At 40.9% G+C, this 25,019-nt stretch carries 19 protein-coding genes; 11 read left to right on the top strand and 8 right to left on the bottom strand.

The genetic code is table 11. From position 1 onward, the window contains the following. Positions 1-372: 372 nt before the first annotated feature. Together speA and speB are read left to right on the top strand one after the other, a co-directional pair. The gene (speA, locus tag ACPEH5_RS07615) at positions 373-2,277 is read left to right on the top strand and encodes a biosynthetic arginine decarboxylase (protein ID WP_048607955.1); all 1,905 of its coding nucleotides are present in this window, start codon (positions 373-375) and stop codon (positions 2,275-2,277) included. A gap of 531 nt (positions 2,278-2,808) precedes the next feature. Then, positions 2,809-3,729, top strand: a complete 921-nt coding sequence (gene speB / locus ACPEH5_RS07610) for an agmatinase (protein WP_042845149.1) — start codon at positions 2,809-2,811, stop codon at positions 3,727-3,729. A gap of 158 nt (positions 3,730-3,887) precedes the next feature. Here speB and ACPEH5_RS07605 read toward each other — a convergent pair whose 3' ends face one another. Beyond that, on the bottom strand, positions 3,888-4,634 hold the full coding sequence (locus ACPEH5_RS07605; protein ID WP_281110425.1) for an SDR family oxidoreductase: 747 nt from the start codon (positions 4,632-4,634) through the stop codon (positions 3,888-3,890). 516 nt (positions 4,635-5,150) lie between these two features. Between ACPEH5_RS07605 and ACPEH5_RS07600 the strand changes: the two genes are divergently transcribed. Beyond that, positions 5,151-5,930, top strand: a complete 780-nt coding sequence (locus ACPEH5_RS07600; protein ID WP_042845147.1) for an acetoin reductase — start codon at positions 5,151-5,153, stop codon at positions 5,928-5,930. Between the two features lie 65 nt (positions 5,931-5,995). On the opposite strand, the gene ACPEH5_RS07595 is transcribed toward ACPEH5_RS07600, so the two are convergent. Then, the gene (locus ACPEH5_RS07595) at positions 5,996-6,871 is read right to left on the bottom strand and encodes an alpha/beta fold hydrolase (RefSeq protein WP_272663771.1); all 876 of its coding nucleotides are present in this window, start codon (positions 6,869-6,871) and stop codon (positions 5,996-5,998) included. Positions 6,872-7,034: 163 nt separating this feature from the next. On the opposite strand from ACPEH5_RS07595, the gene ACPEH5_RS07590 reads away from it, so the two are divergent. Continuing rightward, positions 7,035-7,283: a Pathogenicity locus gene (locus ACPEH5_RS07590; protein ID WP_071548288.1), complete on the top strand. Its 249-nt coding sequence runs from the start codon at positions 7,035-7,037 to the stop codon at positions 7,281-7,283. Here the strand turns inward: ACPEH5_RS07590 and ACPEH5_RS07585 are convergent. Together ACPEH5_RS07585 and mutH are read right to left on the bottom strand one after the other, a co-directional pair. Continuing rightward, positions 7,280-8,011, bottom strand: coding sequence for a TerC family protein (locus tag ACPEH5_RS07585; protein ID WP_210815187.1), 732 nt, complete (start codon positions 8,009-8,011; stop codon positions 7,280-7,282). The genes ACPEH5_RS07590 and ACPEH5_RS07585 overlap by 4 nt on opposite strands. A 76-nt stretch (positions 8,012-8,087) precedes the next feature. Further along, positions 8,088-8,771, bottom strand: coding sequence for a DNA mismatch repair endonuclease MutH (mutH, locus tag ACPEH5_RS07580; protein ID WP_042845420.1), 684 nt, complete (start codon positions 8,769-8,771; stop codon positions 8,088-8,090). Between the two features lie 939 nt (positions 8,772-9,710). Here mutH and sgrR point away from each other — a divergent pair. Further along, on the top strand, positions 9,711-11,390 hold the full coding sequence (gene sgrR, locus ACPEH5_RS07575; RefSeq protein WP_272572515.1) for an HTH-type transcriptional regulator SgrR: 1,680 nt from the start codon (positions 9,711-9,713) through the stop codon (positions 11,388-11,390). Between the two features lie 81 nt (positions 11,391-11,471). Here the strand turns inward: sgrR and leuD are convergent, their stop codons facing one another. Genes leuD through leuA form a run of 4 tightly spaced genes read right to left on the bottom strand, consistent with a single transcriptional unit; the run spans position 11,472 to position 16,159 of the window. After that, complete coding sequence (leuD, locus tag ACPEH5_RS07570; RefSeq protein WP_042845138.1) at positions 11,472-12,074, bottom strand: 3-isopropylmalate dehydratase small subunit; 603 nt, start codon at positions 12,072-12,074, stop codon at positions 11,472-11,474. 11 nt (positions 12,075-12,085) lie between these two features. Next, complete coding sequence (leuC, locus tag ACPEH5_RS07565) at positions 12,086-13,489, bottom strand: 3-isopropylmalate dehydratase large subunit (protein WP_129466228.1); 1,404 nt, start codon at positions 13,487-13,489, stop codon at positions 12,086-12,088. Between the two features lies 1 nt (position 13,490). Continuing rightward, a complete protein-coding gene (gene leuB, locus ACPEH5_RS07560; protein WP_048607947.1) occupies positions 13,491-14,579 on the bottom strand; it encodes a 3-isopropylmalate dehydrogenase in 1,089 nt (362 codons plus the stop codon). Positions 14,580-14,581: 2 nt separating this feature from the next. Continuing rightward, positions 14,582-16,159, bottom strand: coding sequence for a 2-isopropylmalate synthase (gene leuA / locus ACPEH5_RS07555; protein WP_042845133.1), 1,578 nt, complete (start codon positions 16,157-16,159; stop codon positions 14,582-14,584). Between the two features lie 901 nt (positions 16,160-17,060). Here leuA and leuO point away from each other — a divergent pair. The 6 genes from leuO to mraZ all read left to right on the top strand — a co-directional run bounded on the left by leuO (position 17,061) and on the right by mraZ (position 25,018). Next, positions 17,061-18,029, top strand: coding sequence for a transcriptional regulator LeuO (gene leuO, locus ACPEH5_RS07550; RefSeq protein WP_042845131.1), 969 nt, complete (start codon positions 17,061-17,063; stop codon positions 18,027-18,029). 342 nt (positions 18,030-18,371) lie between these two features. Then, positions 18,372-20,204, top strand: coding sequence for an AMP-dependent synthetase/ligase (locus ACPEH5_RS07545; RefSeq protein WP_080750874.1), 1,833 nt, complete (start codon positions 18,372-18,374; stop codon positions 20,202-20,204). A 341-nt stretch (positions 20,205-20,545) separates the two neighbouring features. Further along, on the top strand, positions 20,546-22,273 hold the full coding sequence (ilvI, locus tag ACPEH5_RS07540) for an acetolactate synthase 3 large subunit (protein ID WP_042845418.1): 1,728 nt from the start codon (positions 20,546-20,548) through the stop codon (positions 22,271-22,273). 2 nt (positions 22,274-22,275) lie between these two features. Next, complete coding sequence (gene ilvN / locus ACPEH5_RS07535) at positions 22,276-22,767, top strand: acetolactate synthase small subunit (protein WP_042845128.1); 492 nt, start codon at positions 22,276-22,278, stop codon at positions 22,765-22,767. An 84-nt stretch (positions 22,768-22,851) separates the two neighbouring features. Next, positions 22,852-23,862 carry a catabolite repressor/activator gene (cra, locus tag ACPEH5_RS07530; protein ID WP_042845417.1) on the top strand — a complete coding sequence of 337 codons (1,011 nt, stop codon included), beginning with the start codon at positions 22,852-22,854 and terminating at the stop codon, positions 23,860-23,862. Between the two features lie 697 nt (positions 23,863-24,559). Next, a complete protein-coding gene (mraZ, locus tag ACPEH5_RS07525; RefSeq protein ID WP_042845126.1) occupies positions 24,560-25,018 on the top strand; it encodes a division/cell wall cluster transcriptional repressor MraZ in 459 nt (152 codons plus the stop codon). Position 25,019 lies beyond the last annotated feature (1 nt).

The following is a 25,019-nucleotide window of genomic DNA, read 5'->3' as shown; positions in this document are numbered from 1 at the left end:
ATAGTGCTACAACATTGAAATTTTAAAGGGTTAAACAGTTATATTGGGGGTTAATGGGGAATGAACCATAATCTACTGAATAACAGTATCCAACCGTCATTTGCGGATCGCCGCGTGACATTGGCGTTTACTTTCCTGTCATTCTTTACTTCATCACGAAGTTACCGTCACATCTCTAATACACCTTTGAGGCTGAGTCATTAATTTGTCAGCTTAAGGTCGTATATTGTCACTGTTTAGATGTTCTAAGCACTTTTTATTAAAATCTGAGTATTGCCGTTTCCCCGACATAACTGTCTTGTCGTGCCATGTCGTAATTACATGCATCGGAAGGAGAACGCGTCACTCACCCCTCCATATTAGGAGTTTGTTATGAATGATAATATCGCTCGCAAAATGCGCCAGACTTACAATATTGCGTATTGGGGTGGTGGTTACTATCAGGTGAATGAGCGCGGAAATGTCTGTGTTTGCCCTAATCCTGAAAACCCTGACACCTTTGTTGATTTAGCTGACCTTGTAAACGAGGTCAAAGAAGAACAACAGCATTTACGTTTACCTGCTTTGTTTTGCTTCCCACAAATTCTACAGCATCGCCTTCGCTCAATAAATGCGGCGTTTAGACGTGCTCGTGAATCTTATGGCTACAAGGGGGATTATTTCCTTGTTTATCCTATCAAAGTCAACCAACAACGCCGTGTGATTGAATCTTTAGTCAATTCGGGGGAACCATTAGGGCTAGAAGCGGGCTCTAAAGCAGAGTTAATGGCTGTTTTAGCCAATGCAGGCAAAACACAGACAGTGATTGTTTGTAACGGTTATAAAGACCGTGAATACATTCGCTTAGCTCTGATTGGGGAAAAATTAGGTCACAAAGTTTATCTGGTGATCGAAAAAATGTCCGAAATTGAGATGGTACTCGCAGAAGCTAAAAGCCTTGATGTCACTCCACGCTTAGGGGTACGTGCCCGTCTTGCTTCGCAAGGGTCTGGTAAATGGCAAGCTAGTGGTGGTGAAAAATCCAAATTTGGTTTGGCTGCGACTCAAGTATTACAGTTAGTCGAAATCCTGCGTAATGCAGGTCGTTTAGACAGCTTGCAACTGCTTCATTTTCATCTGGGTTCTCAGATGGCAAATATTCGTGATATTGCCACGGGTGTTCGTGAATCCGCGCGTTTTTATGTGGAACTACATCGTATAGGCGTCAATATTCAATGTTTTGATGTGGGCGGTGGTCTAGGTGTTGACTATGAGGGGACTCGCTCCCAATCTGATTGCTCAGTTAACTATGGTTTAAATGAATACGCTAACAACGTGATTTGGGCTATTGGTGATGCTTGTGAAGAGTTTGGGTTACCACACCCAACGGTTATCACTGAATCTGGCCGTGCGTTAACGGCGCATCATACCGTTTTAGTTTCCAATGTGATTGGTGTAGAGCGCAACGAATTTACTAAGACATCACCACCAAATGAAGATGCCCCGCGCTCACTTATTTCATTGTGGGACACATGGGAATCGATGCAACATCAAGGGAATAGCCGCTCGTTGCGTGAATGGTTACATGATAGTCAGTTTGACTTACAAGAAGCGCATACCCAATACGCACATGGTGTTTTAGATTTAACTCAACGTGCATGGGCTGAAGAGTTGTATCTTAATATTTGCCGCCGTATTCAACAAGATTTGGACCCGAGTAACCGTGCTCATCGTCCAATAATCGATGAACTTCAAGAACGTATGGCAGATAAGTTCTATGTTAATTTCTCCTTATTCCAGTCATTACCAGACTCATGGGGTATTGACCAAGTTTTCCCTGTATTGCCGATTGAGGGGCTAGATAAACCATTAGACCGCCGTGCTGTATTGTTAGACATAACATGTGATTCTGACGGTATTATTGACCATTATGTCGATGGCGATGGGGTTGAAACCACCATGCCAATGCCTGCTTATGACCCAGAAAACCCACCAATGATTGGTTTCTTTATGATTGGGGCATATCAGGAAATTTTAGGCAACATGCATAATTTATTCGGTGATACCGCTGCGATAGATGTATGGGTTGATAGCCAAGGTAATGTGCGTTACTTACAAAGTGAAGAAGGCGACTCCGTGGCTGATATGCTGCAATACGTTAAACTGGTTCCTGAAGTGTTATTAGAAAGCTTTACTGAGCAAGTTAAAGGGACGGGGCTGAGTGAGCAGCTACAGAAAGATTTTGTGGCAGAGTTCGAGAACGGGTTGTATGGGTATACTTATCTCGAAGACGAATAAGTTATCTAATGCTCGTCATATTTCGTGCTGTGGCGGTGTTGGCTGCACTCGGTTACTCGGGTCACATACTTGTGTATGCTCCCCGAGATATCCTTGTTTGCCGCCTAGCCACAACACGAACTATTTAGAGCATTATGCACGTTATATTTTGTAGAGTGGCGGTGTTGGCTGCACTCGATTACTCGGGTCACATACTTGTGTATGCTCCCCGAGATATTCTTGTTTGCCGCCTAGCCACAACACGAACTATTTAGAGCATTATGCACGTTATATTTTGTAGAGTGGCGGTGTTGGCTGCACTCGGTTACTCGGGTCACATACTTGTGTATGCTCCTAGGGCTTGGCTCATTTGCCGCCTAGCGACAGCTCGAACTATTTAGCGCATGAGTTGAGAGTATTGCAGATAATAACTTTGTGCAAATAACATGATTTGTTTATTATTTATACTGTGCGAAGTTAATTAGATAAAAACCATTCGAATCGAATATTAAAAGGGCTTGCTAATAGGCAGGTTCATTTTGAGGAACAGAAATGATTAATAGTACTTTAGGCAATCAAGTTGATAATTCACTGGTTTCTAACGCATTTGGTTTCTTACGTTTTCCGCTGAATTTTCAACCTTATAGTTCAGATGCCCAGTGGGTGATCACAGGTGTACCATTTGATATGGCGACGTCAGGGCGCGCTGGAAGTCGTCATGGCCCTGCGGCAATTCGCCAAGTTTCTACTAATCTTGCATGGGAAAGCCATCGTTGGCCGTGGAAATTTAAATTAACCGAGCGTTTAAAGGTGGTTGACTGTGGGGATGTTGTGTTTGCTTTCGGTGATGCTCAAGACATGTGCGATAAACTGCAAGCTCATACGGAAAAGCTACTTGAATCGGGTAAACGTTGCTTAACATTTGGCGGTGACCATTTTGTGACACTGCCGCTGTTACGTGCTCATGCAAAACACTTTGGTAAAATGGCATTAGTGCATTTCGACGCTCATACTGACACTTATGGTAATGGCAGCCAGTATGATCATGGCACTATGTTCTATCATGCGCCGAAAGAAGGGCTAATTGACCCAACCCGTTCAGTGCAAATCGGTATTCGTACTGAGCACGATAGTGACAACGGTTTTACAGTGTTAGATGCAGCGCAAGTCAACGATCGTGGAGTAGATGACATGATCGCGCAGATTAAAGATATTGTTGGTGACATGCCAGTATATTTGACATTCGATATTGACTGTCTTGACCCAGCGTTTGCACCGGGAACAGGGACACCTGTTGTGGGTGGCTTAACCTCAGACCGTGCATTGAAATTGCTGCGTGGTTTACAGCCATTAAATATTGTGGGTATGGATTTAGTGGAAGTGGCTCCCGCTTATGACCAATCTGAGATTACTGCATTAGCGGCGGCATCCATTGCATTGGAAATGTTATATATCCAAGCATCTAAAGAATAATGTATTTATTTCTATTTTAGAATCAAAGCCACCAACTCGGTGGCTTTTTTAGGTTGCGAACCAACGCTATGCTTGCATGAGGTTTTATTTAAAATGGCGCTGCGGTTTGGTTTTGCATTTTTTCCTAAAACGGATTAACTTTTTTCTCCTAACAAGTCTTATTTGCATACGGAAACGCCTCCATCCACATATAATGATGTTCCGGTTATAAAATTTGATAGTGAACATGCTAAAAATAACGCGGAGGATGCGATTTCCTCAGGTTCAGCTAACCGTTTCATCGCGTGTAAATTTGCTGCCCATTCACGTTGTTGTTGGTTGCCTGCCATATCGGTATTTACCCCACCGGGTAGAATGACGTTTGCCCGAATATTCTTATCTGAATAGTCCACCGCGATACCTTTAGCTAACGCCAGTAAAGAGGATTTGGCTGTTCCATAACTGCACATCCCAGGAAGACTGATACTATTACCAACAAAACTTGAGGTGAATATAATTGACCCTCCCCCTGATTTAACCATTAAAGGTATTTGATTTTTAGCGCCCAAAAATGCGGCTGTAGAGTTTATAGTTTGAACTTGTACCCACTCTTCAAGGCTGAACTCTGCTACTGGTTTCATTGGGCCTACCATGCCAGCATTATTTACAGCGATATCCAATCGTCCAAATTCTTTTGAAACTAGGTTTATCAGGTTGAAATGTGTCTCTTCTAAGCAGATATCTCCCGCATAATAAATTGCAGTTCCTCCTGTGGCATTGATCTCATTAGCCACTTCGCTAAGCTCCGCTTTTCGTCTACCGGTCAGGCACACTGAAGCTCCATTTTGAGCAAACATTATTGCGATAGAGCGGCCAATACCAGAAGATGCCCCAGTGATAATTGCAGTTTTACCGTTGAGTAGCATGTTTATCCCTCATTTTTCTATGGAGCCCTCAAAATAAAGGGTTTTAAATCAGGAAAAACTCGGCTTATTGCTTTTTATTTTGGTTTAAAACAATGTGTTGTTGTGTGAAATTTATTCGCCTTGCAGGGACAAAGAAGATTAATGTTACTGAAATCGTTAACATTAATCGGTATATAGGGAAACGCTAGGGTGGAACTGAGAGAATAATTGAAACGTATGAGCCCCAATTCGATTTTAAATTTCAATTAATTGTGTATTAATTAAACATAATACAAGAAATCGCATTTTTTGTTTATTATATTGATAATGATTTTTATTAACAATCATCTTTGAATTTCATTATTTATCCCTTTTTCTTTGGAAAATCAAAAGTATTTATCAAGTTAATAGTTAAATATATCTAATAAATAGAGAATGACAGAAGAAAATCTTTACTTTGTAACTTATTGTTATTATTGCTAACTTATTGTTAATGGTGGACTAGTCATTTTGACTATTATTCAGTAGGAGAACAGTATGGCGTTAAATAATAAAGTCATTTTAGTTACTGGTGCGGCACAAGGAATTGGTCGCGGTATTGCATTACGCTTAGCAAAAGAAGGTGCCAATATCGCACTGGTGGATTTGAAAAAAGATAAACTTGAAGATGTTGCAAAAGAAATTGCAGCCTTAGGTCGTAAAGTGACAACATTTGCCGCAGATATCAGTCAACGTGACCAAGTATTTGCTGCGGTAGCTCATGCAGAAGCAGAGTTAGGTGGTTTCGATGTAATGATCAACAATGCAGGGATTGCTCAAGTTAAGCCAATCGCTGATGTTCGCCAAGAAGATATGGATTTAATCTTCAAAATTAACGTAGATGGCACTATGTGGGGCATCCAAGCGGCTAGCGAGAAATTCAAAGAGCGTAAGCATAAAGGTAAAATCATCAATGCTTCCTCGATTGCAGGCCACGATGGTTTCGCTATGTTAGGTGTGTACTCAGCAACTAAATTTGCGGTTCGTGCGTTAACTCAAACGGCGGCAAAAGAATATGCAAGTTCAGGTATTACGGTGAATGCATATTGCCCAGGTATTGTGGGTACAGATATGTGGGTTGAGATTGACGAACGCTTTGCAGAAATCACTGGGGCACCAAAAGGCGAAACCTACAAAAAATATGTTGAGGGTATCGCACTGGGTCGTGCTCAAACCCCTGATGATGTAGCAGGTTTAGTGGCATTCTTAGCCAGCGATGACTCTGATTATATTACAGGTCAATCAATTTTGACTGATGGCGGGATTGTTTATCGCTAATTCACATATGTGATATCAAAATTGAACTGATAGCCGCGTTGATTTATTCAGCGCGGCTTTTTTCATTAAGCGGCTTGCTTCTTAATATTAGTTAAAATAGCGTCTGCTTGTGTCCAAAGCAATGAACCGCCTTCTTGAGGATATAAGTAGCGGTTGCAGTTTAAAAAACGGCTGGCCAACACTTCACCAAAATCAGGGGAATGTACTGTGCTCATATCCAACTCGCCGTACCATAAGGAGGTAGGACATTGAATATTTTCAGGGGTAAAGCCCCATTCTTGCAAGGTGATTAATAAGTCTTGTACATATCCTTGGTTACCTTGAGCAAAAGCGCGCTGAATACAACTTGTATAGGCTGCAAGAAATTGTTCTTCATTGTACAGTTGTTGGTCTATTTCTGCACTGCAATTGAGGATAAAAGCTAATAGCCACTCTCCTGTTACATTCTTAAGTAGCCAATCGGATAAATTATCAGGCGTATTAAGCGCTTGTTCCTGCATATTCACAACATCGGCCGTTAATTTTGCGCGAGTATCTGGGTATTCAAATTGGTCTTGCCCAGAAACAATAGACAGTGAATTTGGCTGGCAATAATAGGCAATGGCCATCGCAAAGACCGCACCTTGGGAAAAGCCAATTACAGAAAAGGTATCAATAGATTGCTCATTTAAAAGCGCTTGGGTATCCATAGCAAAACTTTTTAATGATTTTTTTGTTTGGAAGGTGGAGCCCCCAAGCCCTGCGCGTTCAGGAACAATTAAGCGAATATTTAATTGTTGCAGTAAATCTAACCCAAAGCCCAATGTGCCACTCATACCTGCTCCAGTACAAAAAATCACGGGGAAACCTGTTTTGGGGCCTGATTCAAACCAACACAATTGACGACCATCGGCTAACGTCATCGTATGTTGATGTAGATTGGTCACTGGAACGTTATACATATGAATTCCTAAGATAAAGCAAGTTTGGGCTGGGTGATAAGATAGGTCAGTTAATAATTATTCAAACTGGCATTGTTATAATTGCGATTTTAAAGTATTAAAGAGGTAAATTGCAAAATATTAGCTTAAATAATTATTGGGTAATTAGTATAAAGAGGGTGATATGGCATTTTCCGAGTCAGAAAAGAAAATTTTATTGGCTGTTAAAGGGGTTGGTCCCATGGTGATAAGCCGCTTAGAGCAAATGGGGTTTAGCTCATTAGCTCAATTAAGTGAAGCTTCTTATGATGAAATTTTAATTTCAGGAGCCGCATTAACAGGCTCAAGTTGTTGGAAAAATAGCCCTCAGGCCAAGAAAGCCGTTGAGGGGGCTATCTTGGCAGCAAAGCAAGCGCTTGGAACATCAAGTTAATAGGGGGGATGTTTTGTTTTCCATTTTTTACTGCGTAAAATATTAAGTACCTGTACTGCCATTGAAAAGAACATAGCAAAGTAAATATAGCCTTTTGATACATGGACTTGGACGCTTTCGAGTATCAGCGTAAAACCGACTAATATTAAAAAGGATAAGGCTAAAATTTTCACTGACGGATACCGGTCAACAAACTCCCCAATAGGTTTGGCGGCAACCATCATAATTAATACTGCAATAATTACCGCCGCCATCATGATGAATAAGTGATCTGACAGCCCAACGGCCGTGATCACAGAATCTAGACTAAAAATAATATCTAACAAAGCAATTTGTACGATAGCCCCCCAAAATGAGCTAATGCGCTTACTGGCAAAACTATTCTCATCTTCCCCTTCAATAGTGTCGAAAATCTCTTGGCTAGCTTTCCAAATGAGAAAAATGCCTCCTGCACACAAGATTAAATCGCGGGCAGATACCATATGCTCAGCAATGCTAAAAAGTGGTGTGGTGAGTCGTGATAACCAAGCTATTGAGGCAAGTAACGCAAGACGCATTACCATTGCTGCTATCAGCCCAGTGCGCCTTGCACTATTTTGTTGGTGGGCAGGGAGCTTGCTGACGACAATACTGAGGAAAATAATATTATCTATGCCTAATACAATTTCTAATATTGTTAGTGTAGCCAGTGCCATCCACGCATTAGGGTCCAATATCCACTCAAACATCTTTGTACCTTCTAAATCAAATAAATAAACAGTGATAATTGTTTATCGTCTGCTTTGGTACAGGCGATGGGGGTTGTTAAGCAAGATTAAAATGCCGCGCTAATAAAGGCGCAGTGAAATCTTTCTTAAGGTAAAAACCACGTGGTAATGTCATGATTGGTTGACCAAATTCACCAATCGCTTCAGTTAGTGCTTTATTATTTGCTGCTTTGGGGCGAATTTGTAGTACTTGGCCATGCCGTGCCGTAATGGTTTCTACTTTACCTAACACGATGAGGTCCATTAACTCCTCCCAATCTTGTCGTAGCAATTGTTCTTCAAAAGGAGAAGGGCTCCAAATTAAGGGGTTAGCGACGCGCCGTTGGGCTAGAGGGATTTGTCTTTCTCCCTCGATTGGGAACCATAAAATTCGCGATAGCTTACGGCGTACATGGCTATTTTCCCATGTTAAACCACTGTTGCCCGTTAATGGTGCTACAGAAACGAAGGTGGTTTCTAATGGAACGCCGTGGCGGTCAATTGGGATGGTTTTTAATTCAATACCAATATGAGCGAAATCTTGTTCTGCTTTGCTACCTGCGCTGGCACCTAAAAAATACTCCAATAACATCCCAACCCAACCTTTGTCTCGTTTAAGATTAGGGGGAATTGGGATATTGGCTATTTGAGCGAGCTGACCCAGTGTATAGCCCGCGAGTGCTTGAGCCCTATTCATAAGGGTTGCTTCGTTTTCAGGTGGTTGCGGTGGTATAAATGGCATCATGATTTGGGTATTAGTGTGTAAAAAACGAACAAAAATAAATTGCTGAATGAGGTGAGTATAACACTTTATAGCTATAAATTTTAACTATATGAAATATATGATAATATCATTAGTTATTTACGTATATTAAAAACGATTTTAGAGGTTATTAAAGTTCCTCCCAAGATAATCACAGGATCATGCACTAGGTTATCCACAGGATTTCTGGATAACTGTTAAAAATAGGGAGCACTGTGTGCATTTACAGGCTTGACGAAACGTTTTTTTTGAAGTTTATCACAAAAAACGAGTGAGTTAAGCGCATATGTTGTGGATAAATACCTCGTTGTTTGATCTTTGTTCAGTTAGACTCCTAAGCGATTTAGTTAAAAAATTAACCAGTGGATAAAGTGGTGTTTTTGATTTTATTTGATTGATTTACCAATGTTTATTAGTTTCTGTTTTTTTTTGATAAAAAAAGGCGCTGGGGATATACCCTGATTACCATAGGGTTGTTAACATAGATATCCACAGAAAAAGTGAATAACATCCATATTATTGGCTTTGGCTGTTTATAACTATGAATGATTTACTTTTCAAAGACTACTTGCCAGTGAGTTTCTTACGGTATAATTATTTAAGTGAAGTGTAGAATTGTGACTATATCGATAATAAATAATACGCAAATAGCTAACCTCTAAATAGTTTGCGCCATAGCGAGATGACGAGGGAAGGTAGCTTGGGGGCGAACACAAGTATCTGATTGGAAGAGAGAGTGAAGCCTGAAAAAACAGGGCAAAAAAAAGCCGGCGAACCGGCTTGGTGATAAAACACCATTACTCTAAATGGGGGAGTTGGTCAGCAATATGCAAACCAAACGAGCTACTTACTGCTAACTATTATCGCTTGGTTTTAGAAAATTAAAATTGATGCATTTTTTGCCGGAGTTCCTCTTTTATGTCTAATTCACGCTTACAAAACCAATTCATCCGCCTTTGGCAACACTTTCAGGGGCAAGATAGTGAAACTACTCTGCAAAATATTGCAGATACCTTGTTTTGCTCTAGACGTCACGTTCGTACACTACTTAATAATATGCAATCTAATGGTTGGCTTAGTTGGCGAGCAGAATCAGGCCGAGGTAAACGCTCTACGTTAATCTTCCATGTAAATGGCTTAGAGTTACAGCAGGCGCAGGCTGAGCAATTACTAAAAGAGGAAAGTATAGAAAAGCTGGTGGCTCTTGTCGGTGATAAAGAAACTATTCGTCAAATGGTACTATCTGAATTAGAGCGCAGTTATCGGCAAGGTAAAAACTTACTACGCATTATCTATTATCGTGATTTTCCGGCGCTTTTACCTGGTGCGCCAATGCGTCGCTCAGAAATTCACTTAATGAGCCAAATTTTTAATGGGTTAACCCATATAAATGAGGAAAAAGGGGAAGTCGAAGATGGTTTAGCACATCACTGGCAGAGCATTAGTGATACTCAATGGCGCTTTTATCTACGCCCCGCAATTTACTTTCACCATGGAAGAGTAATGGTGGTAGATGATATCATTTCGTCACTATTACGCTTAAAAAGCTGCTGGCCGCTTTTTTCTCATATTCAATCTGTGTCGTCTCCCCAGCCTTATGTCATTGATATCACCCTCAGCAAGCCCGATAAGCAGTTGCCTTGGTTATTAGGTAGCCATCATGCCGCTATTCTACCTAAAGAATGGGAAAGTATAGAAAATTTTAGTCGTTGCCCTATCGGTACAGGCCCTTACCAAGTTGAAAAAAACTTGCCACAAAAACTGACTATTTCGGCTTTTGACCGCTATTTTGGCTATCGAGCGCTACTTGATGAAGTGACTATATGGGTGGTTCCTGAGCTATCAGAGCAAATGGTGTGTACCACATTAAAAATGGATGGCGATACACATCACAATGATTCATTGGAAAGTCGCATGGAGGAGGGGTGCTATTTCTTGCTGATGGATCAGCGTTCAGAAATTGCTCAACGTGAAGATGTCCGCAAGTGGCTATGCAGCTTTTTAACGCCAGTAAACTTACTTGCTCATTGCGAGCCGTTTTACCAGCGTCACTGGGCGCCTGCTTATGGTTTGTTATTACATTGGCACCATAGCAAAATGCTGACTTTATTTCCTAAACCTGCTGACCTAACTGAACTGACAGTCACCTTTTATCATCATCACCATGAGTTTTATGCGATAAGCCAAATAATGAAAAGGGTGCTACAAACACAAGGTGTTGAGCTTAACATCAATATTATTGATTATGATGATTGGTTTAATGGGGATGCGCCAAGCGATATTTGGTTAGCCACGGCAAACTTTTTTAAGCCACTGGAGTTTTCAATTTTTGCTACCCTATATGAAATGCCGCTATTACGTCAATGTCTTGGAAATACACTGGAAAATGAACTTTGTTTATGGAGAACTCACCAATTAGACGTTGAATCTTGGTGTGAAAGTTTAATTGACTCACAAATTTTCCATCCTATTTTTCATCATTGGCTTGAATTACAAGGTCAACGCACAATGCGTGGCGTTCGCATGAATACCTTTGGCTGGTTTGATTTTAAATCTGCTTGGTTTAAGCCTTCTGAAGATGTTCCTCGTCTTGAATGATGAGGCTTTACGGCGTTAGTGAGGGGATGTTCCACTTTATATCGTGAAACTACGCCTACTGAAGTAGGCGTAGAAACGGGTTTATTGCATAAAAGAGGGGATATTCTGCTCGTAATCTTTAATTTGGTCGACGTGTTGCAGCGTCAGCCCAATACTGTCCAACCCATTCATCATGCAATGACGGCGGAAACTATCAATCTCAAAATGATACGTTTTATCGCCTGCTGTGACTGTTTGCGCTTCTAAATCAACAGTGAACTGGCAACCTTCATGGCTGTTCACATAGTTAAACATTTCATCCACTTCTTGTTCGCTTAATTTGATTGGCAACAATTGGTTATTGAACGAGTTGCCATAAAAAATATCGGCGAAACTTGGGGCGATAACGACTTGAATGCCAAAGTCAGTCAGTGCCCATGGAGCATGTTCACGAGAAGAGCCGCAACCGAAATTTTCACGCGCCAGTAAAATACTTGCGCCTTTAAACACGGGTTTGTTCAAGACAAAATCAGGGTTAGGCTGCTGGCCATTTTCATCTAAAAAACGCCAGTCATTAAACAGATGTTGACCAAAACCAGTACGAGTAACTTTCTGCAAAAATTGCTTAGGAATAATGGCATCAGTATCAACGTTTGCGGCATCTAAAGGAGCAACAATGCCTACGTGGGTAATTAATTTTTCCATTGCTTTTCCCCTTAAATTTGAATGTCGCGAACGTCAGCAAAATGGCCATTAATCGCTGCGGCAGCAGCCATCGCTGGGCTAACTAAATGTGTACGACCAGCACGACCTTGGCGACCTTCAAAGTTACGGTTACTGGTTGATGCACAGCGTTCACCTGGATTTAAACGGTCATTATTCATGGCTAAACACATTGAACAGCCCGGTAAGCGCCATTCAAAACCGGCATCAATAAAAATTTTATCTAAACCTTCTTGTTCAGCTTGTGCCTTAACAGGACCAGAACCCGGAACCACAATCGCTTGAACACCGTCTGCGACTTTTTTACCTTTAGCAATTGCAGCCGCTGCCCGTAAATCTTCAATCCGTGAGTTGGTACATGAGCCAATAAACACTTTATCAATTTTTACATCTGATAATTTAATGCCTGATTGTAACCCCATATAAGCCAACGCTTTTTCTGCAGATGCGCGTTCAACTGGGTCTGCAAATGACTCAGGTGCAGGGATAGGCTGATTGATAGCAATAACTTGCCCTGGGTTGGTTCCCCAAGTAACTTGTGGTGCGATGCTACTTGCTTGAATAGTGACGACCTTATCAAATTTAGCATCATCATCTGTTTTCAACGTTTTCCAATATTCGACTGCGTCATCCCATTGTTGGCCTTTAGGTGCAAACTGGCGCCCTTTTATATAATTGAAGGTGGTTTCATCTGGTGCGATGATCCCAGCTTTAGCACCTAATTCGATAGCCATGTTGCACACCGTCATACGGCCTTCCATGCTTAAATTTTCGATGGCTTCACCACAAAATTCAACAATATAGCCTGTACCACCTGCGCTACCCGTCGTCCCAATGATAGCTAATACGATGTCTTTTGCTGTAATCCCTGCTGGGGCTTTACCGACAACTTCGATTTTCATGGTTTTGGCACGCGCTTGTTTCAGCGTTTGCGTTGCCATAACGTGTTCAACTTCAGAAGTTCCAATCCCAAAAGCTAACGCACCAAATGCTCCATGTGTTGCCGTATGGGAGTCACCGCAGACAATTGTCATTCCAGGCAGGGTGATCCCTTGCTCAGGGCCCATCACATGGACAATACCTTGATATGGGTGATTTAAATCATATAAAGTCACACCAAACTCTTGGCAGTTTTTCATTAATTCTTGCATTTGGATGCGAGCCATATCGCCACAAGCATTGATATCTTTTGTTTGTGTCGAAACGTTATGATCCATAGTAGCAAAGGTCTTACTCGGCTGATGTAACGGGCGGTTTTTAGTTCTTAACCCATCAAAAGCTTGAGGAGAAGTCACTTCATGTACCAGATGGCGGTCGATATAAATTAACGGGGTTTCATTTTCGACTTCCCGAATAACGTGCGCGTCATATAATTTTTGATATAAAGTCTTAGCCATGTTACACCCCTTCTGCAATATAACGAGCAATGGTATCGCCCATTTCACTGGTACTGATTGATTTACCTGTACCAGCTAAATCTGATGTTCTATAGCCTTCTTCTAAGGCTTTATTGACTGCACGCTCAATAGCATCTGCAGCGTCAGCTTGGTCTAAGCTAAATCTTAACAGCATAGAGGCTGATAGGATCTGAGCAATTGGGTTTGCGATATTTTTCCCTGCAATATCGGGGGCAGAGCCGCCAGCAGGTTCATACAAACCAAACCCAGATTCATTCAAACTTGCAGAAGGTAACATACCCATAGAACCAGTGATCATGGCGCATTCATCAGAAATAATGTCGCCAAATAAGTTAGAACATAACACCACATCAAATTGTGAAGGTGCTTTAATCATTTGCATTGCCGCGTTATCGATATACATATGGCTGATTTCAATATCTGGGTATTCTTTTGCAATTTGATTAACGACTTCACGCCATAACACTGAACTTTGTAACACGTTAGCTTTATCAATAGAGGTCACTTTTTTATTTCGCTTACGAGCTGATTCAAATGCAATACGTGCGATACGCTCAATCTCATAGCGGTGATACACCTCGGTATCAAATGCATATTCTTCGCTGCCTTCACCTTTACGACCCTTTGGTTGACCGAAGTAAATACCACCTGTTAATTCACGGACACAAAGGATATCGAAACCTTGGGCTGCGATATCAGCACGTAAAGGGCAGAATGCTTCCAGTGCCTGATATAAACGGGCAGGGCGTAAGTTGCTGAATAATTTAAAATGTTTACGTAAAGGTAATAACGCACCGCGTTCAGGTTGGCTATCGGGTGGTAAATGCTCCCATTTTGGTCCACCGACAGAGCCAAATAACACCGCATCTGCTTCTTCGCAACCTTGTACTGTTGCTTGTGGTAAAGGTTCTCCGTGTTTATCGATAGCCGCACCACCAACGTCATACTCTTTAGTATTAATAGTGATAGCAAAGCGTTTGCTAATGGCATCTAAAACTTTGTGTGCTTGCGCCATAACTTCAGGACCGATGCCATCACCCGGTAATACGGCAATTTTATAACTAGACATTGTTAAACAGCTTCCTTTGTGTTTGATTGTGATTCTTGGTTTATTTTTTGTTTTTCTATTTCGACTTGTTCTGAACGCCAAATGCTATTCAACACATGCACCATGGCTTTCGCTGAAGATTCGACGATATCTGTCGCTAACCCCATGCCGTGGAACTTACGGTTATGGCATTCAACCACGATATCCACTTGGCCTAATGCATTTTCACCGTGGCCTTTAGCTGATAACTGGTAAGATACTAATTTCATAGGGAATTTCGTGATGTTGCTGATGGCTTGGTAGATGGCATCAACGGGGCCATTGCCGGTTGCCGCTTCAGACTTCACTTCATCGCCACACTGCATTTTGACTGTTGCTGTTGCGACAATGCTAGAGCCTGATTGTGTACTGAAATAGTCCATCACGAAGTGGTCAGTTTCATCTTGTTGTTTCGTAAAGAAAGCCAAGGCCTCTAAGTCATAGTCAAAGACTTGACCTTTCTTATCGGCTAAATTCAAAAATGCAGTATATAATTCATCCAATTTGAAGTCTTTACCTTCGTGATACCCCATTTCTTCCATACGGTGTTTAACGGCAGCACGGCCTGAACGCGAGGTTAAATTCAATTGTTGTTCTTTTAAGCCGATAGACTCTGGCGTCATAATTTCGTAGGTTTCACGGTTTTTCAATACACCGTCTTGGTGAATTCCTGATGAGTGAGCAAATGCGTTGCTACCTACAACCGCTTTATTGGCTGGGATTGGCGTATTACATAATTGGCTAACTAATTGGCTGGTACGGTAAATTTCTTTGTGATTAATATTGGTATGCACATTTAACATTTGTTCGCGCAATTTAATTGCCATAATCACTTCTTCTAATGCTGTGTTGCCAGCACGCTCGCCTAAGCCATTGATAGTCCCTTCAACTTGGCGGGCACCGGCTTGCACAGCACTGATTGAGTTAGCAACGGACATCCCTAAATCATCATGGCAATGAACAGAAATTACGGCTTTGTCGATATTGGGCACACGGTTATACAAATCAGTGATAATGCCGCCAAACTGGTAAGGCGTTGTGTAACCGACAGTATCTGGGATATTGATTGTCGTTGCACCTGCATTAATAGCCGTTTCTACAATGCGACATAAATTGTCAGGGTCAGTACGGCCCGCATCTTCACAGGAGAATTCAACGTCATCGGTATAGCGTCTAGCGCGCTTGATGGAATTGATTGCCATATCCATTACGCCATCAAAGGATTTATTTAATTTTTTCTCCATATGCAAATTGGAGGTGGCTAAGAAAATATGGATACGAAAGGCTTCGGCAACCTTTAATGACTCGGCTGCAACATCAATGTCATTTTCAATACAACGTGCTAATGCACAGATTCGGCTATTTTTAATTTCACGAGCGATGGTTTGGACTGACTCGAAATCACCTGGAGAGGAGACAGGGAAACCCGCTTCAATAACATCAACACCTAAACGCTCTAAGGCGAAGGCAATTTGTAATTTTTCTTTGACTGACAAACTTGCCTGCAATGCCTGCTCACCGTCCCGTAAGGTGGTGTCGAAAATAATAACTTGGTTGCTCATATTGTGTTCCTCATCTCGAATTTTATTTTATTAAACCAATCGTTATGTTCTTTTAAAGCCGCAGGCATAAAAAAACCCGCGGGTTGCGCGGGTTCTTAATGTTTGTGGACAGTGTCTTGCTATTTTCCGTCCATAAGCATACCGCGCAAGTTTAATGCGAGTAGTAGTAGGCTTAGTAGGCGGATAGAAAACATCATTTTAAACTGTCTCTCTTGTGTTGCTTAATTAACTGTATTTATTGATACGTGATCTCATGGTTAATGTCAATCTTAGATTTTTCACATATTTTTACCAATCATGAATTACCTCTAAAAACTAGGGGTTGTGACTAAATTTTATAATTTATATGACGTTTTTACCTATATTTACTGGCTGAAATAAGGGTAAAATTCTTTTGGTGAAATAGTTGTGCGGATTGATTCATGTAATCTATTGTTTTTTAACTATTTCTTTGTTTTTGTATGTGGGTGATGGATTAAAAGAGGGAAATGAATCATGTTCACTGATGGTTTTCAATTAAATTAATTATCTAATAAATATATAATTAAAAAATAATCTGATAATGCGAATATTTCTTGAATTCACACACGATTTATTATGATTTCTTTCACAAATTGTTTTATTATTTTTACTGAGAGTGATTGTTCGCTTAATAAGTAACCATCATTCATTACTTTAGTGAATATTTACGTTTTAATAATGATATTTATACTGTGAATCTAATTAATGGGTAAAATAATATAAACGTCGTTTTAATAAATGCAGGGAAAGCGAAATGACTTATTATCTATAAGTTGTTTTAAACATAATATTTAATGAATTTATATATTCGTCGGTTTTTTCTCGATGAATGAGCCTTTTCATTAATGAAAAATGATAAATATATTTAGTGGAGTAAAAAATGACTGATTTTGATACGATTTTAACAGCCAAAAAAGACAATGGTGATATTCATTTGCGTAATGTTGATTTAAACTTATTAACGGTTTTTGATGTTGTCATGCAGATGCAAAACGTGACAAAAGCGGCTCAAGTTTTAGGGATGTCTCAACCCGCAGTAAGTAATGCGGTGTCTCGTTTAAAATCCATGTTTAATGATGAGCTGTTTGTTCGGTATGGTCGGGGTATTCAACCAACATCTCGTGCTAAACAGTTGTTTGGCCCCGTTAGGCAAGCGTTGCAGTTAGTACATAATGAATTACCTGGCGCAGGGTTTGACCCACAAGATAGCGAACGAATGTTTAATTTGTCTATTTGTTCTCCATTAGATATTCGCTTAGCTGCAATTATTGTCGCGAAATTTAAAATAGTATCACCTAATATTAATATTTTTATTCATTCATTTATGGATAACAACATTGCTCATCAATTAAAATATCAAGAAATAGATTTTTTCCTTGGCTATAGCCAATTCGAAAAACCCGAATATCAACAACAAATTTTATTTGATGATGAATTAGTATTAGTTGCATCAAACCATCACCCTCGTATTGGAAATACTATTTCTGCTATTGAAATAAACAATGAGCGTCATGCTATTGTTGCTATGGATAATATTGGCTCATTCAGTAAGCCTTATTATTATAATACTGAATTATCTGACAACGTGAGTTATCAAGGAACTGATTTAAACAGCGTGCTTAATATTGTTGCTCAAACTGATTTAGTGGCATTTGCACCAAAATGGTTGGTTGAACATTACTCAGGTCAATTCAAATTACGTTCGCTAACATTACCGTGGGAAAATAACACACGCCCTTGTTATTTAACGTGGCACGAGTCAACGGCAAGGGATAAAGGCCACCAATGGATGAAGTCTCAATTCAACCAAATGATTGCAGGGCTAACTGAGCAGGCGGCAGCGGCATAATTATTTTGGGCGTTAACTAAAGCTAGAGGAACAGACGTAATGGTTTTCAGTCAGTTGTCAGGGTGAGGCCAATGCAGCTAAAGGGTATTAACAAGCACGATTAATCTCCCTTCTAAAAACTACCTATAAAACAGAATAGGCACTACAACAGCATAACTAACTCATTATAGTGAGAACTATGATGAGTTTTGTAGTGCATATAACATTTGCAAAAAATTTACATATAAATGCTTTCCACGCTTCCCTTTAGTCGATACACTTCGAATATTCAGCTAACAGTTGTAAGCTGAAATTGTAATATAGCTAAGTGCTTGTGAGCAAACCGAGCAACTTATATTGATAATGGCCGATAGGAAATTAACTTTGATTACTGAAAATCTATATCCATACCACTTGGTTAATCGCTTACGTAGCAGAATTAATGCACAAGAGTCAGCGAACCGGATAGCTTTCAGTCAATGGGATTGCGGGCAACAAAGCTCGTTAACATGGAGTGAGGTTGGTGAACGCACTTCTGCGATTTCTCGCCGCCTTTTGGCGTTACAAGTTGCAACGCAAGGTAATATTGGTCTCTTTGCTCATAACAGTATGGACTGGTCGCTTGTTGACTTTGCGGCTTTGCAAATTAGGGCGGTCACCGTTCCACTTTATGCAACCAGTAGCGTTGAGCAAGCAGCCTATATTGTTAATGATGCAAATATCAACATTCTTTTTGTTGGGGAAGACGTTCAATATCAGGTCGCTTGCCAGCTACCAGCACTTTGTCCACAGTTAAAAATGATTGTCGTGATGAATGAGAGCGTGGAGCTGATCGGTAGCTCCGTAGAAACGATGCATTTGTCGGCATTTATGTCTCAAGCTAAGCCTGAATTTCAAACTGAGTTAGATGCCCGTATTGCGGCGCATAATCTTAGTGATTTATTTACGATAATCTATACATCAGGGACCACTGGTGAGCCGAAGGGGGTCATGTTGGACTACTACAACATGGCGGCGCAATTGTACCTTCATGACCAACGGCTAAAATTAACAGCGGATGATATTTCTTTGAGCTTCTTGCCGCTTTCCCATGTGTTTGAGCGTGCTTGGAGCTTTTATGTGATGCACGTGGGGGCTTTAAATGTTTATCTAACCGATACCAACAATGTACGTGAAGCTCTCGCCGATGTTAAACCAACCGTCATGTGTGCGGTACCGCGTTTCTATGAAAAAGTGTATAGCGCGGTACAAAGTAAAGCGGCTAAACAACCGTGGTTACGCAGAGGGTTATTTAACTGGGCAATTTCGCTAGGTAAAAGCCGCGTCAATGCCATAGCAAAAGGTCGCCAACCTTCATTGTTTAACCGGGGGCTTTTCCCTCTCGCAGATAAACTAGTATTGAGTAAAATTCGTGCTGGTTTAGGTGGGCGAATTCGCTTTATGCCAGCAGCAGGTGCTCGTCTAGATGATGACGTGATTGCCTTTTTTCTTTCAGCAGGTGTCGATATCAAATATGGATACGGCATGTCAGAAACCTGTGCCACGGTATCTTGCTGGGAAGAGGGTAAATACCCGTTAGGGTCTATTGGCACACCATTATCAGCAGTCTCTGTACGTATTGGTAAAGATGACGAAATTCAAGTCAAAGGCCCTGTCGTCATGAAAGGCTACTATAATCGGCCAATAGAGACCTTAGACACTTTTACATCTGATGGTTGGTTAAAAACTGGGGATGCAGGGAAAATCGATGCCCACGGTAACCTCTATATTACAGATAGACTGAAAGATTTAATGAAAACGTCTAACGGTAAGTATATTGCTCCACAAATGATTGAAGGCGTTTTAGGGCAAGACAAATTTATTGAACATATAGCCGTTATTGCTGATGCACGTAAATTTGTTTCTGCGCTGATCGTACCTTGCTATGACAGTTTGGAAGAGTACGCTAATTCAATTAATTTGAAATATCGTGACCGTTTAGAGCTCTTAAAAGACTCAAAAATTGTGGCGTTGTTTGAGTCCCGCTTAAAAGACTTACAAAAGAATGTAGAACATTTTCATCAAGTTAAACGTTTTACCTTATTACCGACTACTTTTACGATGGAACAAGGGGAATTAACCCCCACATTGAAGTTGCGCCGTAAAATTATTTCTGAGCGCTACCAATTAGAAATTGAAACTATGTATAAAGAATAATAGATATAGAAACTAAAGCCATTCAAGCTAACTTACTTGGGTGGCTTTTTTGTTTATGAACCTTGTGATTTTTGCAACTGACAATGCGAAGGGAAATTCCACTGTTTTTTTAGCTAAACTAGTCATTCAACCTCCTATTTTTTTCATATATAGTCAATCTACCTACCAACGACTGATGTTCAAGATTATCTGAAAGTTTAATGTACTTGGTGCTGAAAATGATGTTTGCTTCGTTTCAGCCGGAGCGATATGTTAATAGCACTAATTCACCTATTTTAATGATAAAAATAAAGGGGTAATTGATACCTCTTAACTTGCAAATAATGTCTGGGGGCAAACTCATGGAGATGTTGTCGGGAGCTGAAATGGTCGTCAAATCATTGATTGACCAAGGAGTAAAGCACGTGTTTGGTTATCCAGGCGGTGCAGTATTAGATATTTATGACGCACTTCACACTGTTGGTGGGGTAGAACATATTTTAGTGCGTCATGAACAGGCTGCGGTGCATATGGCAGACGGTTACGCTCGTTCAACAGGGGATGTCGGCGTGGTGCTTGTGACATCGGGTCCTGGTGCAACGAATGCAATCACAGGGATAGCGACAGCATATATGGACTCTGTTCCGATGGTCGTGTTATCAGGGCAGGTTGCTAGTTCGCTAATTGGCAATGATGCTTTCCAAGAATGCGATATGGTTGGGATTTCTCGTCCAATAGTTAAACACAGCTTTTTAATTAAAGATGCACAAGAGATCCCTGAAACAATCAAAAAAGCTTTTTATATTGCAGCCAGCGGTCGTCCGGGTCCGGTGGTCATTGATTTTCCAAAAGATACCGTTAATCCGGCTTTAAAATTTGCTTACCGTTATCCAGACAGTGTCTCTTTGCGTTCTTATAACCCAACATTGCAAGGGCATAAAGGCCAAATAAAAAAAGCGCTATCTAAGCTAGTCGCAGCAAAAAAACCGGTTTTTTATATTGGTGGGGGTGCCATCAATGCAAATTGCTCCGCAGAAATTATTGAACTGGCTGAGAAACTGCAATTGCCGGTAGTATCCACACTAATGGGGTTAGGGGCTTTCCCTGAAACTCACCAGCAGTCTGTTGGTATGCTAGGTATGCATGGTACCTATGAAGCCAATAAGGTTATGCATAACTCGGATGTTATTTTTGCAGTTGGTGTGCGCTTTGATGACCGTACAACCAACAATTTAGAAAAATACTGTCCAAACGCGACGGTCATTCAAATTGATGTTGACCCAACGTCTATCTCAAAAACGGTTAATGCGGACATTCCTATTGTCGGAGATGCCAAATTAACACTAAAACAAATGCTGGGTCAGTTAGAGCAAACATCATCACAACAAGACAGCCAAGCGCTCAAAGATTGGTGGAAAGATATAGCGCAATGGCGTACTAAACAATGTTTGCGTTATGAAACTAACTCAACAAAAGTTAAGCCCCAGCAGGCGATTGAAATGATCTATCGTTTAACGAATGGGGAAGCCTATGTCACGTCTGATGTAGGGCAACATCAAATGTTTGCTGCATTATATTACCCTTTTGATAAACCACGTCATTGGATTAACTCAGGTGGCTTAGGCACGATGGGGTTTGGTTTGCCAGCTGCATTAGGGGTGAAATTAGCACACCCTAAATCAACGGTTATTTGTGTGACTGGCGATGGCAGCATCCAAATGAATATTCAAGAGCTTTCAACCGCGCTGCAATATGGTTTGCCAGTTGTCGTACTTAATTTAAATAACGGTTTCTTAGGTATGGTGAAACAATGGCAGGACATGATTTACCAAGGTCGCCATTCACAATCTTATATGGAATCATTACCTGACTTTATTAAGTTAGCAGAGGCTTATGGTCATGTGGGGATTTCAATCTCCTCACCTGATGAACTTGAAACCAAGTTGCAACAAGCCCTCGTTGAGGTGAACGAAAATCAACGGTTAGTATTTGTTGATATTAATATTGATGAAACTGAGCACGTCTATCCAATGCAAATCCGTGGTGGGGCAATGGATGAAATGTGGTTGAGCAAAACAGAGAGGACCTGATCATGCGTCGTATTTTATCCGTTTTATTAGAAAATGAATCAGGTGCTTTGTCCCGCGTCATAGGTCTGTTTTCTCAACGTGGTTATAATATTGAAAGCCTAACCGTCGCACCAACGGATGACCCAACCTTGTCACGGATGACCATCCAAACTAAAGGTGATGCAAAGGTGCTTGAGCAAATAGAAAAGCAATTGCATAAACTGGTTGATGTTTTGCGTGTCAGTGAGCTAACAGCGTCAGCACATATTGAACGCGAGGTCATGTTAGTGAAGCTACAAGCTTCCGGTTATGGGCGTGATGAAGTGAAACGTTGTGCTGATATTTTCCGTGGGCAAATCGTAGATGTGACTCCAACGCTTTATACCGTTCAGCTAGCGGGAACAAGCGAAAAACTCGATGCTTTTATCGAATCTGTACGCGGTGTTGCTGAAATTGTTGAAGTTGTGCGCTCAGGGATCGTCGGTGTTTCACGTGGTGATAAAATTATGCGATGAAAAATTTATCTTCCAAAGGTAGAATACTCGCGTTTAAGGCTCCGAATGACTCGGAGCTATTCCCAAAATTGTAAAGAGGTTAACGTGAAACTGGATGAGATAGCCCGTCTAGCGGGTGTTTCCCGCACAACGGCTAGTTATGTGATCAACGGCAAGGCCAAGCAGTATCGAGTCAGCGATAAAACTGTAGAAAAAGTGATGGCAGTCGTCAGAGAGCACAATTACCATCCAAATGCAGTCGCGGCGGGTTTACGTGCAGGTCGTACCCGTTCTATAGGGTTAGTGATCCCTGATCTGGAAAATACCAGCTATACCCGTATAGCGAACTACCTTGAAAGGCAGGCACGTCAGCGTGGTTACCAATTACTCATTGCGTGCTCAGAAGACCAACCAGACAACGAAATTCGCTGCGTTGAACACCTTCTGCAACGGCAAGTTGATGCCATTATTGTTTCAACGGCATTACCCCCAGAGCACCCGTTTTACCAGCGTTGGGCAAACCGTTCTTTACCTATTATTGCACTCGATAGAGCCCTTGAAAAAGAGCACTTTATTAGCGTAGTAGGGGATGACCAAGAAGATGCTTTCATGATTTCAGCAGAATTGCGTAAGTTTAAAGCTGAATCGGTATTGTATTTAGGGGCATTACCTGAGTTATCTGTCAGCTATTTGCGTGAGCAAGGTTTTCGTAAAGCATGGAACGAAGACCCTCGCCAAGTTGATTATTTATATGCAAATAGCTATGAACGGGATTCAGCAGCGGAAGTTTTTGCCCACTGGCTTGATAGTGGTAATGAAATGCCTGATGCGTTGTTCACGACGTCATTCTCCTTGCTACAAGGGGTACTTGATATTGCGCTTAAACGCAGCGGTCGTTTACCGGAACACATGGTCATTGCCACCTTTGGTGATAACGAACTGTTAGATTTTCTGGGGTGCCCTGTGCTTTCCCTAGCTCAGCGTCATAGAGACATAGCAGAACGTATCTTAGAGTTGGTATTAGCCAGCCTAGATGAAAAACAAAAACCGGAACCGGGTGTCACCCGTATTCGTCGTGATTTATGTCGTCGTGGAAGTTTAGGTCGTAAGCAATAATTACTCGCTTTAACTTTAGCCGAACAGTTAATTATTTATGCGATAATGAGTGATGTTAATCACAAAAATGAGTAAGATAACGGCCCCTACACAGTAGGGGCTTTTTTTTATATGCAAAAATAGGTAAATATTTAACTTTAGGAATTATCTTAAAATATTTATTAACCATTTAACAGTGAAAGCTAAATTAGCGGATTAGAGTGAGAATTCGAGTCTGACTGTTTTATAAAAAATTAGTTTGTAAATCTTCTATTAATTAATACTGTTTATTAAAACAGTTATTTATTGGGTTGAAATATAATGGTTTTATTTTTTTACAGGGGTGTTTTTGCTGTGATTATATATTAGTGGTTGTTTTAAGACCAAGTAAACCCAAAAAATTGGTGAGAGATGCACGGATTAAAAATAAAACATAGGTCAGACTTATAACAAATTGTTTGATTTTTAGTCAAATTATCATAATTTAGTTTATTTAGACTGTGTTCTATAAAATATGTCAATTATATCAATCTATTATTTCTTATTTTCTTTCCCAGTAAGATTTTACCCGCCATTATTTTTTCTGAATTGTTCTGTAAATAAAGCTAAAGCTCAATCTGACTGGCTTGACAAGGTTTTCATACCATTCGTAAACTTTATATGTGGTGAATTGTGGGGTAAAGTGGGTGGCTTGGAAATAAAAGGGGTTTAATCGGGTATGTTTCGTGGGGCAACACTGGTTAATCTCGACAGCAAAGGGCGTTTAACCGTGCCTACTCGTTATCGAGGAATGCTGAACGAGGAATCAAAAGGGCAAATGGTTTGTACCATTGACCTTCACCAGCCATGCCTGCTGCTTTATACCTTACCCGAATGGGAGATCATCGAAGAAAAACTTTCTCGGTTATCGACCATGAACATTGCAGAACGGCGCGTACAAAGGCTTTTGCTTGGCCATGCAAGTGAATGCCAAATGGACAATGCGGGGCGTCTTTTGTTAGCCAGTACATTGCGTCAACACGCAGGGCTAACCAAAGAGGTCATGTTGGTTGGCCAGATTAATAAATTTGAACTTTGGGATGAACAAACTTGGTATCAGCAAGTGGATGACGATATTGCCGCTGAACGCCTTACCAATGAACCACTTTCAGCCCGCTTACAGGATTTGTCACTATAAC

Origin of the sequence: Providencia sp. NPDC089933 (assembly GCF_049545585.1) — a bacterium.
In the GTDB taxonomy this organism is placed as follows: domain Bacteria; phylum Pseudomonadota; class Gammaproteobacteria; order Enterobacterales; family Enterobacteriaceae; genus Providencia; species Providencia huashanensis.
The sequence above is the reverse complement of the archived record's forward strand: the minus strand, read 5'-3'. Positions and strand labels throughout refer to the sequence as shown.